The organism is Haemophilus sp. Marseille-P9675 (assembly GCF_916862695.1).
GTDB classification, from domain to species: Bacteria; Pseudomonadota; Gammaproteobacteria; order Enterobacterales; family Pasteurellaceae; genus Haemophilus; species Haemophilus haemolyticus_K.
The window spans coordinates 1-18,760 of the sequence record NZ_CAKASP010000005.1 but is presented as its reverse complement, the minus strand read 5'-3'; the positions used below and the strand labels follow the sequence as shown (position 1 = coordinate 18,760).

The 18,760-nt window shown below is 38.6% G+C and carries 22 protein-coding genes and 1 rRNA gene; 7 read left to right on the top strand and 16 right to left on the bottom strand.

Annotated elements, in window-relative coordinates; translation table 11 throughout:
- The first annotated feature begins 122 nt into the window (after window positions 1–122).
- The 3 genes from rpsU (at window position 123) to rpoD (ending at window position 4,208) form a co-directional block, all read left to right on the top strand.
- On the top strand, window positions 123–338 hold the full coding sequence (rpsU, locus tag LIX50_RS07605; RefSeq protein WP_005627632.1) for a 30S ribosomal protein S21: 216 nt from the start codon (window positions 123–125) through the stop codon (window positions 336–338).
- Window positions 339–471: 133 nt separating this feature from the next.
- Entirely contained in the window at window positions 472–2,253 is a 1,782-nt protein-coding gene (gene dnaG / locus LIX50_RS07600; protein WP_048952885.1) for a DNA primase, read from the top strand.
- A 71-nt stretch (window positions 2,254–2,324) separates the two neighbouring features.
- Window positions 2,325–4,208, top strand: coding sequence for an RNA polymerase sigma factor RpoD (gene rpoD / locus LIX50_RS07595; RefSeq protein WP_048952884.1), 1,884 nt, complete (start codon window positions 2,325–2,327; stop codon window positions 4,206–4,208).
- A gap of 100 nt (window positions 4,209–4,308) precedes the next feature.
- Here rpoD and rplI read toward each other — a convergent pair whose 3' ends face one another.
- The 5 genes from rplI to infA form a co-directional block, all read right to left on the bottom strand.
- Entirely contained in the window at window positions 4,309–4,758 is a 450-nt protein-coding gene (gene rplI / locus LIX50_RS07590; protein ID WP_005627626.1) for a 50S ribosomal protein L9, read from the bottom strand.
- 16 nt (window positions 4,759–4,774) lie between these two features.
- The gene (gene rpsR, locus LIX50_RS07585) at window positions 4,775–5,002 is read right to left on the bottom strand and encodes a 30S ribosomal protein S18 (RefSeq protein ID WP_005598105.1); all 228 of its coding nucleotides are present in this window, start codon (window positions 5,000–5,002) and stop codon (window positions 4,775–4,777) included.
- 12 nt (window positions 5,003–5,014) lie between these two features.
- Window positions 5,015–5,341 carry a primosomal replication protein N gene (priB, locus tag LIX50_RS07580; protein WP_005657967.1) on the bottom strand — a complete coding sequence of 109 codons (327 nt, stop codon included), beginning with the start codon at window positions 5,339–5,341 and terminating at the stop codon, window positions 5,015–5,017.
- The gene (gene rpsF / locus LIX50_RS07575) at window positions 5,328–5,705 is read right to left on the bottom strand and encodes a 30S ribosomal protein S6 (protein WP_005627620.1); all 378 of its coding nucleotides are present in this window, start codon (window positions 5,703–5,705) and stop codon (window positions 5,328–5,330) included. Before rpsF ends, priB begins: the two co-directional genes overlap by 14 nt.
- 198 nt (window positions 5,706–5,903) lie before the next feature.
- Entirely contained in the window at window positions 5,904–6,122 is a 219-nt protein-coding gene (gene infA, locus LIX50_RS07570; protein ID WP_005627617.1) for a translation initiation factor IF-1, read from the bottom strand.
- A gap of 205 nt (window positions 6,123–6,327) precedes the next feature.
- Here infA and rsmA point away from each other — a divergent pair, with 205 nt between their 5' ends.
- The 4 genes from rsmA to LIX50_RS07550 all read left to right on the top strand — a co-directional run bounded on the left by rsmA (window position 6,328) and on the right by LIX50_RS07550 (window position 10,102).
- Window positions 6,328–7,191, top strand: coding sequence for a 16S rRNA (adenine(1518)-N(6)/adenine(1519)-N(6))-dimethyltransferase RsmA (gene rsmA, locus LIX50_RS07565; protein ID WP_048952883.1), 864 nt, complete (start codon window positions 6,328–6,330; stop codon window positions 7,189–7,191).
- Between the two features lie 15 nt (window positions 7,192–7,206).
- Entirely contained in the window at window positions 7,207–8,034 is an 828-nt protein-coding gene (gene apaH, locus LIX50_RS07560; RefSeq protein ID WP_048952882.1) for a bis(5'-nucleosyl)-tetraphosphatase (symmetrical) ApaH, read from the top strand.
- Window positions 8,035–8,043: 9 nt separating this feature from the next.
- Window positions 8,044–8,667 (top strand): glucose-6-phosphate 1-dehydrogenase family protein, encoded by a 624-nt coding sequence (locus LIX50_RS07555; protein ID WP_048952881.1) that lies wholly within the window; start codon window positions 8,044–8,046, stop codon window positions 8,665–8,667.
- 100 nt (window positions 8,668–8,767) lie between these two features.
- Window positions 8,768–10,102, top strand: a complete 1,335-nt coding sequence (locus tag LIX50_RS07550) for an NAD(P)/FAD-dependent oxidoreductase (RefSeq protein ID WP_048952880.1) — start codon at window positions 8,768–8,770, stop codon at window positions 10,100–10,102.
- Between the two features lie 40 nt (window positions 10,103–10,142).
- On the opposite strand, the gene rseB is transcribed toward LIX50_RS07550, so the two are convergent.
- The 11 genes from rseB to rrf all read right to left on the bottom strand — a co-directional run bounded on the left by rseB (window position 10,143) and on the right by rrf (window position 18,718).
- Window positions 10,143–11,090, bottom strand: coding sequence for a sigma-E factor regulatory protein RseB (rseB, locus tag LIX50_RS07545; protein ID WP_048952910.1), 948 nt, complete (start codon window positions 11,088–11,090; stop codon window positions 10,143–10,145).
- A gap of 87 nt (window positions 11,091–11,177) precedes the next feature.
- Window positions 11,178–11,765 carry a sigma-E factor negative regulatory protein gene (locus tag LIX50_RS07540; protein WP_048952879.1) on the bottom strand — a complete coding sequence of 196 codons (588 nt, stop codon included), beginning with the start codon at window positions 11,763–11,765 and terminating at the stop codon, window positions 11,178–11,180.
- 17 nt (window positions 11,766–11,782) lie between these two features.
- Window positions 11,783–12,361 (bottom strand): RNA polymerase sigma factor RpoE, encoded by a 579-nt coding sequence (gene rpoE, locus LIX50_RS07535; protein WP_048952878.1) that lies wholly within the window; start codon window positions 12,359–12,361, stop codon window positions 11,783–11,785.
- Window positions 12,362–12,469: 108 nt separating this feature from the next.
- Entirely contained in the window at window positions 12,470–12,727 is a 258-nt protein-coding gene (locus tag LIX50_RS07530) for a succinate dehydrogenase assembly factor 2 (protein WP_048952877.1), read from the bottom strand.
- A 94-nt stretch (window positions 12,728–12,821) separates the two neighbouring features.
- Window positions 12,822–13,208: a large-conductance mechanosensitive channel protein MscL gene (gene mscL, locus LIX50_RS07525; protein WP_005630888.1), complete on the bottom strand. Its 387-nt coding sequence runs from the start codon at window positions 13,206–13,208 to the stop codon at window positions 12,822–12,824.
- 72 nt (window positions 13,209–13,280) lie between these two features.
- Complete coding sequence (gene trkA / locus LIX50_RS07520; protein WP_048952876.1) at window positions 13,281–14,657, bottom strand: Trk system potassium transporter TrkA; 1,377 nt, start codon at window positions 14,655–14,657, stop codon at window positions 13,281–13,283.
- Window positions 14,658–14,660: 3 nt separating this feature from the next.
- Complete coding sequence (locus LIX50_RS07515) at window positions 14,661–15,464, bottom strand: glycosyltransferase family 2 protein (RefSeq protein ID WP_048952909.1); 804 nt, start codon at window positions 15,462–15,464, stop codon at window positions 14,661–14,663.
- Window positions 15,465–15,472: 8 nt separating this feature from the next.
- Complete coding sequence (gene rsmB, locus LIX50_RS07510; protein ID WP_048952875.1) at window positions 15,473–16,825, bottom strand: 16S rRNA (cytosine(967)-C(5))-methyltransferase RsmB; 1,353 nt, start codon at window positions 16,823–16,825, stop codon at window positions 15,473–15,475.
- Window positions 16,825–17,781 carry a methionyl-tRNA formyltransferase gene (gene fmt / locus LIX50_RS07505; RefSeq protein ID WP_048952874.1) on the bottom strand — a complete coding sequence of 319 codons (957 nt, stop codon included), beginning with the start codon at window positions 17,779–17,781 and terminating at the stop codon, window positions 16,825–16,827. Before fmt ends, rsmB begins: the two co-directional genes overlap by 1 nt.
- 75 nt (window positions 17,782–17,856) lie before the next feature.
- Window positions 17,857–18,366, bottom strand: coding sequence for a peptide deformylase (gene def / locus LIX50_RS07500; protein ID WP_046942664.1), 510 nt, complete (start codon window positions 18,364–18,366; stop codon window positions 17,857–17,859).
- Window positions 18,367–18,602: 236 nt separating this feature from the next.
- Window positions 18,603–18,718 (bottom strand): 5S ribosomal RNA (gene rrf, locus LIX50_RS07495).
- Window positions 18,719–18,760 lie beyond the last annotated feature (42 nt).

The window sequence follows — 18,760 nt, the reverse complement described above, 5'->3', positions numbered from 1 at the left end:
TTTTTCCCTAAAAGTAGATTAGAATTGCGTCCTTTATTAAATTTACCATTTGCACAGTGGTGCTTTGGTGAAAATAAAATTTTAAATTGCAATTAAATTAAACTCATTGAGGTGATTGGCTTATGCCTGTAATTAAAGTACGTGAAAACGAATCATTTGACGTAGCTTTACGTCGTTTCAAACGCTCTTGCGAAAAAGCGGGAATCTTAGCTGAAGTACGCGCTCGCGAATTTTACGAAAAACCAACTACAATTCGTAAACGTGAAAATGCAACACTTGCAAAACGTCACGCAAAACGCAACGCTCGCGAAAACGCGCGCAATACCCGTTTATACTAATTTATAGTATTTTCTGACTCGAGTTAAGACAAACCGTGAATCCTTTGGACTCACGGTTTTGTTACTTTAAGCAAAACAAAAATCTACGCCAAAAACGACCGCACTTTCACACCACGATCACGGAGGCTCGACAATGAAAGGTTCTATTCCACGCCCCTTTATTGATGATTTGCTAACAAAATCCGATATTGTCGATGTGATTAACACGCGCGTAAAACTAAAAAAAGCTGGCCGCGATTATCAAGCCTGCTGCCCTTTCCATCACGAAAAAACACCATCCTTCACGGTTAGTCAAAAGAAACAGTTTTATCATTGCTTCGGCTGTGGCGCACATGGTAATGCCATTTCCTTTTTAATGGATTATGACAAACTTGAATTTGTAGAGGCTATTGAAGAACTTGCAGCGATGGCAGGGCTTGAAGTTCCTTACGAAAAACGCGCTAATAACAGCGGGAAACCTCAAGCTAATTATCAAACCAAACGAAATCTCTATGAATTAATGCAAGAGATTGCCAAGTTTTATCAAAGCCAATTGCCATTAAATACGCAAGCGCAAGAATATTTACAACAACGTGGGCTTTCGGCTGAAATTATTGAGCGTTTCCAAATTGGGTTTGTACCGAATGCAATGGATACGGTATTGCGTAAATTTGGTGTCAATCGCGAAGAACAACAAAAACTCATTGAATTAGGCATGCTTTCTCGAAATGATCGTGGCAATATTTACGATAAATTCCGAAATCGCATTATGTTTCCAATTCGCGATAAACGTGGGCGCACAGTGGCTTTTGGAGGGCGGGTATTAACAGATGAAAAACCGAAATATCTGAATTCGCCAGAAACCATTACTTATCATAAAGGTAACGAGCTTTATGGTTTGTATGAAGCCTTACAAGCCAACGATGAACCAAAACAATTACTTGTTGTTGAAGGTTATATGGATGTGGTGGCATTAGCACAATTTGGCGTGGATTATGCGGTCGCTTCTTTAGGTACGTCCACAACATCAGAACAAATTCAACTTATTTTTCGTTCGACTGAGCAAGTTGTTTGTTGTTACGATGGTGACCGTGCAGGGCGTGATGCGGCTTGGCGAGCATTAGAAAATGCGTTGCCTTATTTAGAAGATGGCAGACAACTCAAATTTATTTTCTTACCAGAGGGAGAAGATCCTGATACTTACATTCGCCAATATGGCAAAGAAAAATTTGAAGAATATATCGAAAGTGCACAATCTTTAAGCGAGTTTATGTTTGCTCACTTAAGCCCACAAGTTGATTTTTCTAGCAAAGAAGGGCGCGGAAAATTAGTTGCTCTGGCTGCACCGTTAATTCGCCAAATTCCAGGGGAAATGCTGCGCTTATCACTACGCAATATGCTTGCTCAGAAACTTGGGATTTTTGATCAAACTCAGCTAGAAAATCTTATTCCAAAACAATTAGAACAAACTGACACACAACAAAAAGTTGCTAATAATAAAATCAAGAAGACACCAATGCGAATGGTCATTTCATTGCTTCTTCAAAATCCTGAATTAGTGAAAAGAATGTCTGAAAGCGGTGTGCAAGCATTACGTGCAGAAGCTGGTTTTGAAATTCTGGAAAAATTGACCGCACTTTGTCGCCAACGAGAAGGGATTACGACAGGGCAGATTTTAGAGCACTTCCGTGATACGCCTTACAGCAATCCTCTTGAAATACTGGCAACTTGGGATCATTTATTAGACGAAGCAGAAATAATCAATGCATTTTCACAAAACTATCGCCGCTTAAATATTCAAGCCATTGAGCGGGATATTGAAATGCTTATTGCTAAAGAACGAGCTGAAGGACTTACTAACGAGGAAAAAACAGTGCTCGTTCACCTTTTAGCGGGTAAAGAACAGCAGAAAAAACAGTTAGTTAATCCGCAATAACAATGATAAAATTCTAAGTTTGTAACAAGAATTATATTGCTACTATCACATCAAGCAAAACGGATATAAAAATGGAAAAAAATCAACAATCTACAGCTGAACAATATTCAGAACAAATTGAACAACTGATGGAATTAGGTCGCACTCAAGGTTATTTAACCTATGCAGAAATTAATGATTTATTACCAGAAGATGTCATCGACCCTGAATATTACGATAAGTTGCTACAAACGCTGCAAAATGATGCAGGGATTCCGGTTTTGGACGAAGCCCCTGAAAGCGATGAGATGATGTTGAATGACACCATTCCGGATGAAGATGCGGTGGAAGAGGCAACCCAAATTCTTTCAAATGTAGAATCTGAAATCGGTCGAACAACCGATCCTGTCCGTATGTATATGCGTGAAATGGGAACCGTTGATCTTCTTACTCGTGAAGATGAAATCAGCATTGCAAAACGTATTGAAGAAGGAATTGATGAAGTTCAAACATCCATTGCAGCCTATCCTGAAGCTTTAAATGGGTTGCTAAAAAATTATGATGATGTGGAAAAAGGAAACTTCCGTTTAGCTGACTTAATTACAGGTTTTGTCGATCCAAATGCCGAAATAGAAGAACATAATGTCATTGATGAAAACTTTTCTGAAGACGGAGAAGAATCAGAAAGTGCGGACGTTGAAGATAATGAAGATGAAGACGAAAGCGAATCAGAATCTACATCAGATTCAAGCGAATCTGATAATAGCATCGATCCAGAGGTCGCGAGAGAAAAATTCCAACAGTTAAAAGACCAGCATACCAAAACGCTTGCTGTTATTGAAAAACATGGTCGCTCAGGAAAACGAGCCCAGGATCAAATCGTACTGCTTGGTGAAATTTTTAAACAATTCCGCTTAGTACCAAAACAATTCGATTTACTCGTTTTATCAATGAAAGAAATGATGAAACGTGTGCGCTATGAAGAACGCCAATTACAAAAAATATTAGTTGATATTGCTGGAATGCCAAAAGATGATTTTGAAAAACTCATTACAACTAATGGCAGCAATACTGAATGGGTACAAAAAGCCTTAAAATCAAGCAAATCATGGGCAAAACGCTTACCAAAATATGAAGAACGTATTCTTGAGGCATTAAACAACTTAGCTAACATTGAAGAAAATACGAAACTTACCATTACCCAAATGCGCGATATTTGTGATGCAGTCTCCCGAGGTGAACAAAAAGCTCGTCGTGCCAAAAAAGAAATGGTAGAAGCTAACTTGCGTTTAGTAATTTCCATCGCGAAAAAATACACGAATCGCGGTTTACAATTCCTAGACTTAATTCAAGAAGGGAATATTGGCTTAATGAAAGCGGTAGATAAATTTGAGTATCGCCGTGGTTATAAATTCTCTACATATGCGACTTGGTGGATTCGCCAAGCAATTACACGATCTATTGCAGATCAAGCTCGTACAATCCGTATTCCGGTACATATGATTGAAACAATCAATAAACTTAACCGCATTTCTCGCCAGTTACTACAAGAAATGGGACGTGAAGCAACGCCAGAAGAATTAGCTGAACGCATGGGTATGCCGGAAGATAAAATCCGTAAGGTATTGAAAATTGCAAAAGAGCCAATTTCTATGGAAACGCCTATCGGTGATGACGATGACTCACATTTAGGTGATTTTATTGAAGATTCAACCTTAGAACTTCCTTTAGATTCTGCAACAGCACAAAGCTTAAGAGTTGCGACTCACGAAGTTCTTGAAGGCCTAACACCACGAGAAGCAAAAGTATTACGTATGCGTTTTGGTATCGATATGAATACCGATCATACGCTTGAAGAAGTGGGTAAACAATTCGACGTTACACGCGAACGTATTCGTCAAATTGAAGCAAAAGCGTTACGTAAATTACGCCATCCGAGCCGCTCAGAAACATTAAGAAGTTTCCTTGACGACTAAAAGTTACAAATAAAAAGGAGCTATGCTCCTTTTTTATTACATTAAACTAATAATAAAAAAACCCGATCTAAGACCGGGTTTTATTTGCCTATCTGACAAATTATTCTGCAACAACGATTACATCTAATGTTGCAAATACTTCACCGTGAAGTTGGAAACGAACATCGTGGTCACCAAGAGTACGGATTGGACCGTTTGGTAAACGAACTTCACTTTTCGCAATTTTAACGCCTGCTGCAGTTACTGCTTCTGCCACATCACGAGTAGTGATTGCGCCGAATAAACGACCTTCATCACCTGCTTTAGATGCGATAGTCACAGAACCTAATGCAGTAACTTCTGCTGCACGAGCTTGAGCTGCTGCAAGATTTGCTGCTGCCGCCGCTTCTAATTCTGCACGACGTGCTTCAAAGTGTTCAATGTTAGCTTTAGTTGCCATAACTGCTTTACCTTGTGGGATTAAGAAGTTACGCGCAAAACCTGATTTAACATTTACTTGATCGCCCACTTGACCTAAGTGAACAATTTTATCTAAAAGAATTACTTGCATTACCGTATCTCCTTAATTACTGATGATTGTCAGTGTATGGAAGTAACGCTAAATAGCGAGCGCGTTTGATTGCACGTGCTAATTGACGTTGGTACTTCGCACGAGTACCGGTAATACGGCTAGGTACAATTTTGCCGCTTTCTGAAATATAGTTCTTTAATGTAGCGATATCTTTGTAATCGATTTCAACAACATTTTCCGCTGTGAAACGGCAGAACTTACGACGACGGAAATAACGTGCCATTTGGCTAGTCTCCTAATCTATAAATTCGATTTGCTCGGCATGTAAAACTAATTGGCATAACCCACTTTGGGTTTTATGTGATGTAATAAATCCCACCACCAAAATTTTACTACCGACCGTAATGCTTTGAGTTTTTTCTATCAATTGATTACCACTAATTTGAACTGGCATCTTTAACCAAGCTTGACGTGTGAAACCACCTTCAATCTGTTCAGAACGATGTTCTAACAAAAACTTACAATGCTCAATTCCACTAGGGCTCTTTAATCGTTTTGGTAACTGAGAAACGACTCCCATAACCGAAAAACGATTATCAATTTTCAAATTACTCTTCAGCATCCTCAAAATCGTTGTTTTCAACTTCAGCTAAAGGTTTACGTTCTTCTTTAGCCGCTTTCATTGGGGACGCTTCTGTTACGGCGTGCTTAGTATGGATAACAAGACTGCGTAATACAGCATCGTTATAACGGAAAGTCGTTTCTAGCTCGTCGATGACTTGTTGAGGCGCTTCTACATTCATAAGCACATAGTGTGCTTTGTGTAATTTATTAATTGGGTACGCTAATTGGCGACGACCCCAATCTTCTAGGCGATGAACTTGACCACCAGCTTCTTTTACAGAACCGGTGTAACGTTCGATCATACCTGGTACTTGCTCGCTTTGGTCCGGATGAACCATAAACACGATTTCGTAGTGACGCATTACTGCTCCTTACGGGTTAATCAGCCTTTGACGTAGATCAGCCACCAATCTGCAAAGGCAAGGAACGAAAAATTCAATGTGACTAAGGATTGCGGATTATACCGATTTTTTTACGCTCCGCAACCAGTTTGAGTTCTTTTTGAACAAAAAAGAAGGCCGATATTGTAACAATATCGGCCTATCTCAGATCTTCTGTGATTAACGACTGCGGAAAATAATACGACCTTTACTTAAATCATAAGGAGTCATTTCTACAGTCACTTTATCCCCGGTCAAAATACGGATATAGTTTTTACGCATTTTTCCAGAAATATGTGCAGTAACCACGTGACCGTTTTCTAACTCCACGCGGAACATAGTATTCGGTAAAGTCTCTAAAATTGTGCCTTGCATTTCAATGCAATCTTCTTTCGCCATTGTATCCTCTAAAAATAATCGATTTTTTATCCGCACTTTAGGCGGAAAAGTTAAGAAAAACGGGCGGATTATAGCCGTTTTTAACTTTCTACGAAAGAAAAAATAATATTGTTCATAAAAAACTCAATTTAGCATAAGTTAACAATGATTTACAAAGCCAAAACAAGCCCTATAATAACCGCACTCTTATAAAAGAAGATAATATATGAATTCAAAAAAACACTTAGGCCATACGGCGCGTAAACGCTTTGGTCAAAACTTTTTACATGATACCCCTGTAATTCAAGGTATCGTGGCGGCAATTTACCCTCAACCCAATCAATTCTTAGTGGAAATTGGTCCAGGGCTGGGGGCATTAACAGAGCCTGTTGGTGAACTTGTCGATCATCTGACTGTAGTAGAGCTTGACCGAGACTTAGCAGAACGTTTACGTCATCATCCATTTTTACATCAAAAGCTCACCGTGATTGAAACGGATGCGATGCAATTTGATTTTGGTGAGCTTTATGCAAAAGAAAATTTGGCAGAAAAAGGTCAGAAATTACGTGTGTTTGGTAACTTGCCATACAACATTTCTACGCCATTGATGTTCCACTTGTTTAAGTATCATGATGTGATTCAAGATATGCACTTCATGCTGCAAAAAGAAGTGGTTAAACGCTTATGCGCAGGACCAAATAGCAAAGCTTATGGTCGCTTAACCATTATGGCTCAATACTTCTGCCAAGTGATGCCAGTACTTGAAGTGCCACCTTCTGCATTTAAACCTGCACCAAAAGTGGATTCAGCCGTTGTGCGTTTAATTCCTCATAAAGAATTGCCGCACCCTGTAAAAGATTTATATTGGTTGAACCGTGTTTGCTCCCAGGCGTTCAATCAACGTCGAAAAACATTACGCAATGCGCTTTCAACGCTATTTTCACCTGAAAATCTGACCGCACTTGGTATTGATTTAAATGCACGCGCAGAAAATTTGGCTATCGCAGATTATGCACGTTTAGCGGACTGGTTGGCGGATAATCCTCCAGTCGATATCAATAAAGATGAAATCTTAGATTCAGAAGAGTAAAAAGAGCGGTCAAAAATGGCAACCTATTTCGTTGGTGATCTGCAAGGCTGTTATGACGAATTACAGCTTTTATTAGAGCGTGTAGATTTCAATCCTGCGCAAGATAAACTTTATCTTGTGGGGGATCTGGTGGCACGTGGTGATAAATCACTTGAATGCCTTCGTTTCGTAAAATCACTTGGTAATGCGGCGCAAACCGTACTAGGTAATCACGATTTACACTTAATTGCGACTGCATTGGGTATTAAAAAAGTCAAACCGCGTGATCGTGTTGATGCCATTTTTAATGCACCGGATTTTGATGATCTCATTTACTGGTTACGTCATCAGCCATTGCTTGTACATAATGAAGAATTAAACTTCCTGATGGTACACGCAGGTATTTCGCCTGATTGGGATTTGAAAACTGCGAAATCTTGTGCAGCTGAAGTTGAACATATTTTACAGCACGGCGATTTTCATTATCTCATTGAAAATATGTATTCTGAACAGCCTGATCGCTGGTCGCCAGATTTACAGGGCTTAGCGCGTCATCGTTACATTATTAATGCTTTCACTCGCATGCGTTTTTGCTATTTAGATCATCGCTTTGATTTTGCCTGTAAATCCTCTTTAAAAGATGCACCTGTAGATCTCACGCCTTGGTTTAATTTAGATAATCCACTTTATAAACAAATTCCCATTGTCTTTGGGCATTGGGCAAGTTTAGTGGATGAACCTACTCCACCAGGTATCTATGCCTTGGATACCGGTTGTGTATGGAATAATCGAATGACCCTGTTGCGTTGGGAAGACAGACAGATCTTCACGCAAAGTGCGGTCAAAAATTACAGTGATTTTTAAGGAAACGCTATGCTCTCTCTTACGGCTGAATCTTGCGAACTGTTCAATATTCCTTTCTATCAATTCGCCCAAATGAAAAAATTCTGTCCGGAGGATATTCCGGCAATTAAAGCTGATTACAAATTACATTGGGATAACTGGAAAGCGATTATCCAAGAAGTCGCAAAACAGCTTGGCACACCTTTTGCAAAACCGCATATTGAAAGCTGGACTAATGGCTGGCAGGTACGCGCCCATTTCTTCGCTTATTTTAAATACGAGTTTAACCAAAATTCTGCAGCCATTTTTTCCGTGCTCTTAAATCGCCGTCGATTAAGAGTGTGCTTGGATTGGCATTGCTATCGTGCCGATCGCTCACAAATTAATGTGCAACAATATAATCATTGGCTTGATCAATTTGATTTCAAACAATTTGCGGATTTTGATATTTGGCGAGAAGATGAAAGCGAATATGATGATTTCCGCCAAGTGAAGGGCATTTCTGAAAAAGATCTTCTCTTGCGCTCAGATGAAGATTTTTGGTGTATTGGGAAAAGTATTGAAAAAGATCAACTAAGCCAAATCGATCCCGTTTTATTTATCACTCAAACCATCCAACAATTACAACCGCTTTACGATCGCTGCCATCAATGAAGCGCGGTCATTTCCATTAAATTTTTTCTTCTTGTTTATTTGTTATGCTATCATTACAGTAGTTTAACATTTTTAACAATTTTGCTTTTAGGAGTACATTATGAAAAACGTCGTGATCGTTGGCGGAGGGGCTGGCGGCATTGAATTAGCGACATTTTTAGGAGACAAATTAGGTCGAAAAGAGCAGGCTAAAGTGACGCTTGTGGATCGTAATACGACCCATTTGTGGAAACCATTATTACATGAAATAGCTACGGGTGTGATGGATGATGGCATGGATTCTCTTAGCTATCGCGCACATGGTAAAAATCACCATTTCAGTTTTGAACAGGGTTCAATTACTCGTATTAATCGTGAACAAAAATATGTTGAACTCGCCCCTGTTTATGGGCAAGAAGGCGATATGCTCGTCATTGCTCGCCGAATTCCTTATGATTACTTAGTAGTTGCGATCGGTAGCAAATCAAATGATTTCAACACAAAAGGTGTAGCAGATAACTGTATTTTCCTAGACAGCTCAGATCAAGCGTTGCGCTTTCAGCAAAAGATGTTGGAATTATTCCTTAAATTCTCTGAAAACCGTGCTTTAGATGATATTGGTGAAGAAGAATTTAAACAAAAATTAGTGTATGAAAATAAAGTGAACATCGCCATTGTCGGTGGTGGAGCAACTGGTGTGGAATTAACAGCTGAGCTTTATCATGCCACGGAAGATTTATCTTCTTACGGCTATGGCAAGATTGATAACTCTTGTTTACAAGTCACACTCGTTGAAGCAGGGCCTCGCTTACTGCCAGCATTACCCGAAGATTTATCTGCTGCGGTATTAGACGAATTGCAAGAAATGGGCGCGAACGTGAAATTAAACACGATGATCACGGAAGCTCAACCAAATACCCTTATCACCAAAGATGGAGAAGAAATTAAAGCAGATCTGATTGTTTGGGCCGCAGGCGTTCGCACTTCAACAGTGACACAACAATTTGATGGATTAGAGCTTAACCGTATCAATCAATTAGTGGTAAAAGATACTCTCCAAACCACTGCGGATGACAGCATTTTCGCCATTGGCGACTGTGCAGCATTAATGCAACCAAACGGTAAATTAGTCCCGCCAAGGGCTCAAGCCGCACATCAAATGGCAAAAGCTTGTGCAAAAAATATCTTTGCACTTTTTGAGCAAAAACCATTAAAAGCATTTAAATATAACGATAAAGGCACCTTGGTTTCTCTTTCGAGCTTTACTGCATTAGGCAGTATTTCGAATAAATTTGGAAAAAATCCACTTACCGTTCAAGGTAAATTTGCACAATTTGCCTATGTATCCTTATATAGAATGCATCAACATGCTTTACATGGTTGCATTAAAATTGGATTGATTATTCTGGTTGATAAACTTAATCGTTATTTAAAACCAAGATTAAAATTACACTAATCTTTAAAAATAAAAGTGCGGTGAAAAATCACCGCACTTGTTATCGAAATTTAACTTCTTGTACAATTCGCTTAGCTGCAGCTATGGGCAATTGCCCGATAAAAGTAATTTCTTTTCCGCCATTCACTTCACTATAAATCGTATATGCCCCTTGCTTCCAAGTATTTTCTGGCAAAACATTAGAGCCTGCGTTAGAAACAAATAGTGTAAAAGTAAACAAACCGTCGCTATATAGCGCACTATCTATCACTTCATTTTCTAATGTTTCTTGAGTATATCGAATTAAAGAAAAACCTTGTGGCAACCAACCTGCAGACCAAGTTATATCTGAGTTTTGTTCATTTTTACTTTCTTTCAACAAAGGAGGCATTGAGACTTTGTTAATATACTCCGTCAACCCTCTTAATCTATCGTCGATATAAAGCGTTACAACTCTAAACTGATCAAGTAATTTACCTTCGCTATCAAGCATATCGCCGCGTAACAATAAACCATTTTCTTCATCGACAAACACTAAATACTGATATCGGAAATCATCTTTAGGGACAATACGAATAGTATCAGCAAAACGCCCAGCCACTCGATCTTTACCTATTTTTATAAAATCATAAACTGAAGAAAGTTTATCAAAATCAGCGCGAACAACAGCAGGCATTGCATCGACGATATTGCCACTATTAAGCGTAAAGGCTTGAGTATTTGGCTGAAAATAGCTGACTAAATTATCACGTTGAATAATTTCTTGTTGACGACCATCAAGCGTCACTAATTGCGCATAAGTTTTATTATCTTTCTTAATATGACGATAGCGAAAGGAATCCATATTTGATGGAGTTGTTTGAACAAAGGCAAGCTCATAATTGAGATTATCCAATGCTTGTGTCATTTTATCTAAAGACTGCTTCGCAGAAAGCTCTTCAGCTGAAGTAATGTTACTAAATAGAAAAGAAAGAGAAAGTGCGGTGAGTTTTAACGCTATTTTTTTCATAAACATTAAATTTAAAGGATAAAAATTCACCACACTAAATAGTATATTAGGTGGTGAATTAACATAAATGCACAGGGCTAATCCATATTATTTTTGACTATTACTACTTACATTTAATGCATCTGCATTCATACGACGTTGTAATTCATAGTTCTGTAACATCGCACCAATACGGCGACTTTTTTGTTCAAGCTGCTCTGATGTCAATGTATCTTTACTCGGCGCATTATAGCTAACCTCTTGAACCGCATTATTAAATGGCAAGGTTTGCAATACTGGAGTCTCAGGTAAATTAGACACTTCATTTTTATTATTGAAAGATTGAACACCAAGTACCGCCACTAAACATACACCAGCAGCAACAGCAACTTGCGTCATTGGCGCAAAGAACGCTTTTAATTTTTGCATAAATGCAGAATTATGTGCATCTTCTGGTTCAGGTTGAGACACGGCAATGACATCGACTTTCTTCACTTCTTCAGATTCAATTAAACCTGCCATTTTAGCGGTAAAATCAGCCCCTAGAAACAAAACGCTTTCTTTACGCATCACTGCACGTACAGCATGGAATGCCTGCCAAGATTCTTGTAATTCTTCGTCTTTCAATAAAGCATCTGTCAAGCCAGCCTCGACTTGTTCGCCATCCATATAGGCTGAAAGTTGCTCTTTTTGCATAGTAAACTCCGACTTTTTTATTCGCGTTGCATCAGTGGCTGAATTTTATTCTCAATAATTTCCCTTGCGCGGAAAATACGTGAACGAACAGTACCAACAGGGCAATCCATAATTTCTGCAATCTCTTCATAGCTTAAGCCTTCTAGCTCTCGCAAGGTGATTGCTGTTTTTAAATCTTCTGGCAAACTGTGAATCGTACTAAACACGATTCGTTCAAGTTCACTAGATAACATTTCATTTTCGGGTGTATCTACATCCCGCAAGTGCGTACCCACATCATAATTTTCAGCATCCTCAGCTAAAATATCTTCATTAGGTGGACGACGCCCTTGAGCCGTTAAATAATTTTTTGCCGTATTGACGACAATTCGATAAAGCCATGTATAGAAAGCACTTTCGCCACGAAAAGATTCAATTGAGCGATAAGCCTTTATAAAGGATTCTTGCACCACATCAGGAATATCGTTACGTGATACATAGCGAGTCAAAAGCCCCGCCACTTTATTCTGATAACGAGAAACCAACAAATTGAAGGCTTTCTTATCCCCTTGCTGCACTCTTTCTACCAAAGCCTGATCTGTTAGCTGTTCAGCCATATTTCTCCTATGCCAATATCTAACACGCCTTAATATTCAAGACAGCAAGCTCTTGTTGCAATCTCAGACACAAGTGTGTTAAAAAAGTTCATACGTATCTTAATAATTTTAATTAGTTGTGATTTTTTGTACGTTTTGGATATATTCCACCATAGATTGAATTTCTGAATCTGATGATTGACCACGATTAAAAAACCAAGAAAACAGCTGCAGATCTGTGCTTGCTAATAAACAAATAAATATATCTTTTTTATCATCTGTTAATTCATCAAAATGCTTCAAATAAAAAGGCATAATGATTTTATCCAACTCCAACATTCCTCGGCGGCAATCCCATTCAATACGGAGTTTATTATATTTTTCCATTTTTAATTCCTTAAATTTTAGGGGGCGATTATAGCCTAAAAAATAACAATAAAAAAAGGTTGGCATATTTACCAACCTTTATTTTTCAATTTCATTATTTATTCTTTAATAAATCACGAATTTCTGTGAGCAAATCTTCTGATGTAGGACCAGCTTTTTTCTCTTCTGGTTTTCTCACTTTATTAAGTGCCTTAATCATCATAAAGATTGCAAAAGCAATAATAATGAAATCAATCACATTCTGAATAAATACACCGTAGTTTAAAGTAACAGCTGGAACATCGCCTTGTGCTTGAGCTAATACAAATTTCATATCTTTGAAATCAATGCCACCAGTTAAAATACCAAGCACAGGCATAAAAATATCACTAACAAGTGAACTTACGATCTTACCAAACGCACCGCCGATAATCACACCGACAGCCATATCTACAACATTACCGCGCATTGCAAATTCGCGAAATTCTTTAATAAAACTCATAATAATTTTCCTTTAGAGATTGAATAAAAGAGCGCCTATTATAATGAGTCGCTCTTAAAAGTAAATAAATCGTTAAATGAAGAATGCACTTGGCTGGAACAATTTTTCAATTTCAGGTACATTCTTCTTATCACTCAAATAAATCACCACATGATCGCCTTCTTCAATCACAACTTGGCGTCGTGCAACAATTACATCATTTCCACGCAACAAAGCACCAATAATGGTCCCCATAGGCAAACGCAACTCACCGATTTTTCTTCCCACCACGTTAGAGGCACTTTCATCACCATGCGCTACAATTTCAATAGCTTCAGCAATACCATGTCGTAATGTAGCCACATTTTTCACATCCCCTTTACGAACATGCCCAAGCAGAGCAGAAATTGTCGCTTGCTGTGGTGAAACTACAATATCAATACTTCCACCTTGAATCAAGTTTATATAAGCAATTCGTTGAATCAGCACCATTGCTTTCTTGGCACCCAAACGTTTTGCCAATAAAGCGGACATAATATTCGCCTCATCATCACTACTCAATGAAAGGAATACATCGACATTTTCAATATGCTCTTCAAACAATAAATTTTGATCAGACGCATCACCATAAAAAACCAAGGTTTTTGAAAGTTTTTCAGCTAACAAATTAGCCCGTTCTTCATCACGCTCAATTAATTTTACGGTACAAATATTTTCCAAACATTTCGCTACGCCAGCGGCAACATTTCCGCCCCCAACAATCATTACGCGTTTATAAGGTTTTTCTAAGCGTTGAAGTTCACTCATTACAGCTTTTATATGCTCAGTTGCACAAATAAAAGTAATTTCATCACCAGCTTCAACAATAGTAGAACCCTGCGGGCGAATCGGTTTACCGTTACGCAAAATAGACATAATACGGCAATCAATATGTGGCATATGTTCACGAAATGTGGAAAGCGCATATCCAACCAAAGGACCACCATAATAAGCTCTTACCACAACCATACTAATACGATTATTAGCAAAATGGGCAACTTGTAATGCCCCAGGATAAGCAATTAAGCGTATAATTTCATCTGTCACAAGATTTTCAGGCGAAATCAAATGATCAATAGGCACATTCTCATCATTGAATAACTTATCTTTTTCACGTAAATATTCTGAATTACGAATACGAGCAATACGAGTTGGTGTATTAAATAATGTATAGCCCATTTGGCAGGCTACCATATTGATTTCATCAGAGGCTGTTACGGCAACCATTAAATCTGCATCGGCCGCACCTGCATCACGAAGCACTTTGGGTGATGATGGCGAGCCTTGCACCACACGCAAATCATGCTTTTCTTGTAAGGCTTGTAACTGTGGGGACTCGTTATCAACGAGTGTAATATCGTTATCTTCACTAACCAAATTTTCGGCAAGCGTTGTTCCTACCTGACCTGCGCCCAAAATAATAATTTTCATCGCTTACTCCGTTCGTTCTAATACAAGAGGACGAATGCCTATTTCTGATGAATTTAGACCGCACTTTAATGCGTTAATTTGACGACAAATTTCATCTGTCACCCCATTAGCCTGCGCCATTTGTTCTTCAGTAATCTCCTGTGGCGATTTTTGGAATAAAATAGCATCCAATAGCCGTTCTGCATGCATTCCATCTCTGCAGTAATGAAGTACCCCAACATCATTAAATAGCGTTGCAACTTTAGCTATCTTAGTTGTCGCAATACCAAGTGCACCATCTTCACCGCCTAATTGACGAAATAATTCATCTTGTGGAAAACCGCCACACGCCAAGAAAAAAGCTCGACGAAAAACCATGCTCCCACCACAGGTCATTCGCATATGTTGCCATGCAAACTCAAAATTAGGATGTTCAGCGTAGCGCGCGGGCAAATCAATCGGTTTTAATGCTAAACGTACCACTGAGGTATCTGATTGAAAATGAAAAGTCGCCGCAGCAACTTCTAATGCGCCCTGTTCATAAGCATCATCAGCGTCTAAAAAAGCAATAAATTCATTACTTGATTGCAAAGCACCCCAATTGCGCGTTTTCGCCACCCCGCTATTTCTCGACATAGACTCGACAACTATCTTTTCCGGATATTGTGTTGCCCATTCTTGCGCTAAAGCTAACGTGTTATCTTTAGAGCCATCATCAATCAACCAAATTTTCCCCAAATAAGTTTGAGACAATACGGACTGCACTGCACGAGATAGCGTTTGTTCTGCATTATAGCAAGGAATAATTACATCAATATTGGCAAACATTTTAGCCTCTAAGCACATTTACGTAACTTCGCATAATAGAACCCATCACCACCATTTGGTTGCGGAATGAATTGAAAACCCACCGCACTTGTATCATCACCAAAAGGTAATGACAATAACTCTGCATCCGCGTGAGCATTTAAAAATGCTTGGATTTGTTCGCAATTTTCTTCTGGCAATACAGAACAAGTCGCATAAAGCAAAACACCATTTTCCTTAAGTTTTTCCCAAAGCGCACTCAGAATTTTCTTCTGTAATTCAACGAGCTGAGCGATATCGGCTTCTTTGCGTAACCATTTTATATCGGGGTGGCGACGAATCACCCCTGTAGCAGAACAAGGAGCATCAAGTAAAATTCGGTCAAATTTCACCGCACTTTTACCGATTTCATCTAACCATTCGTTAGGTTTACTCGCATCACCACACACCACTATCGCTTGCTGATTTAAACGTGCAAGATTTTCTTCCACTCGTTTTAAGCGATGCGCTTCTACATCTAATGCAATCACATTAGCTTGAGGTGCCAGTTCCAAAATATGGGTCGTCTTACCGCCCGGTGCCGCGCAAGCATCGAGGATCCACTCCTCATTTTTTGGCTCAAGCAACGTTGCTGCCCACTGTGCACTTAAATCTTGTACTGTTACAGCTCCTTCTTCAAAGTGCGGTAATTTTTGCACAGCAATCGGTATATCTAAACACAGCGCATTAGGATGATGGCTTGTTTTCGAAGAAACACCTTGTTCTTCAAGTAAAGTGCGGTAAGTTTCGAGTGAGTTTTTTTGTGAATTCACACGTAGCCACATTGGTGGTTTCTGATTGTTCGCCTCAATGATCTCACGCCAATTCGGATAGGCTTTTTTTAATTTATTCACGAACCATTCAGGGTGAAGCGTTTGCCAATTTTTATCAATAATTGCCAAAATTTCATCTTGCTCACGTAAAAATCTACGCAAAACCGCATTCACTAATCCTCTAAAACTATCAGATTTTAATGATTTTGTTGCGTTCACAACTTCATCAACTGCCGCATGAGCAGGCACTCTCATGTAAAGCAATTGGTATAACCCTACAAGCAACAGGCAATGAACAATGCGAGTTTTACCTTTAAGCGGTTTATCCACAAGACGTTTGATAATTTGCTCTAAGCGAGGCAATACGCGACACACGCCAAAACAAATTTCTTGTAACAAGGGCAAATCTTGGGCTTTAACAGAAGATTGCACTTCTGGAATTAACGCCGACAAGGATTTGCCCTCATCCAATACTTGCAAAATTAAGTTTGCTGCAATAGCTCTGGTCGAAAGTGCGGTCATTTTTACTGAATTTTTTACGTTGATAGTTTTAGAAGAAAATTTTTTCATTATGCAAGCATCTTACCAATAGTAAACCATTCTGCACGGCCATTTAATAAATCTTGTGCAGACATAGGCTTTTTACCTGCAGGTTGCAATTGCAATAAATTTAAGACGCCATCAACAGTCGCAATTTGAATGCCATTTTTGTCCGCACTTAAAATAGTTCCCGCTGGTTTATCTTGATGAGGAAACACTTCCGCTTGATATACTTTTAAAGTTTGTGTATTGCCATCCTTATCTTCTGTTGAAAAATAAGCAATCGGCCAAGGATTAAAAGCACGAATATTACGCTCAAGTTGCATTGCAGAAAGTGACCAATCTAATTGCGCCTCTTCTTTAGAAAGCTTTTCTGCATAATTGCTTTGACTGTCATCTTGTTTTTCGGCTATAAATTTACCGTTTTCAAGATTATCTAAAACATCGATTAATGCCGATGGAGCAAGCTCTGCCAGTTTGTTATAAAGACTTGTTGAAGTTTCAGTCGGTAAAATATCACAATAAACTTTGTGTAACATATCACCTGTATCTAAACCCTCATCCATTTGCATAATAGTTACGCCAGTTTGTGCATCACCAGCCCAAATTGAGCGCTGAATGGGTGCAGCTCCTCTCCAACGGGGAAGAATAGAACCATGCACATTCAAACAACCTAAACGAGGGGCGTCTAATACAGCTTTCGGTAAAATTAATCCATAAGCGACAACAACCATTACATCTGCATTTAACACTTTTAGTTCAAACTGAGCCTCTTCTTTACGTAAGGATTTAGGTTGATAAACGGGAATGTTATTTTGCTCTGCAAGTTGCTTGACTGGGCTTGCTTGCAATTTTTTACCGCGACCAGCTGGTTTATCTGGTTGAGTATAAACAGCGATCACGTTATGTTGAGAATTTAGAATGGCTTGTAAATGCTGTGCAGCAAAATCTGGCGTACCAGCAAAAATAATATTAAGTGATTTCATAATGTTCTACGTTATGGTGATTGATAGGAAAAAGTGCGGTTAAAATCAACCGCACTTTAATTAAGAATAAGAAGCTTATTGTTTCGCAATTTGTTTTTTATATTTCACCAATTTTTCTTTAATACGTTGGCGTTTAAGTGGAGAAAGATAATCAACAAATAAAATTCCATTTAAATGATCAATTTCGTGTTGAATACATATCGCAAGCAAACCATCAGCATCTAAAGTAAATTCTTTACCATCACGATCTAACGCTCTCACTTTCACTTTTTCTTTACGAGGAACCAACGCACGGAACCCTGGAATGGATAAACACCCCTCTTCAATTCCAGTTTCGCCTTCAGAAGCCAAAATTTCAGGATTAATCAAGACAAGCTGATTTTTTTTATCACCTTCAACATCAATAGTAATAATACGTTGCAAAATATCTACTTGAGGTGCAGCTAAACCAATACCTTCCTCTTGATACATCGTATCAAACATATCATCAACAATTTTACGAATTGCATCATTAACTTCAGTAACAGGCTCACAAACAACCTTTAAGTGATCATCAGGATAAATTAAAACATTAAGTGCGGTCATAATTTCTCTTGTTTTAAGGATAGAATTTTAGCGGGATTTTAGCACAGCTAATAAAACATTTATAGGACGTGACTTCATATGAGTTGAAAAATCACTTATTTATTGAAAATTAAAATCAGACTCTTATTTGATTAAATAATGAGTAAATTCCAAAAAACAAAAACCCCAGTAGCTCAACTGGGGTTCTTCTGTTTTTATTTTATTTTATTTTATTTAATTTAGCTTTGTATTTAGTAACCTGGCGGTGCCCTACTCTCACATGGGGAAGCCCCACACTACCATCGGCATTACAGCGTTTCACTTCTGAGTTCGGTATGGTGTCAGGTGGTTCCACCGCACTATCGCCGCCAGGATAATTCTTTGATAACTTTTATTCTAACTTCTATCTATGTTC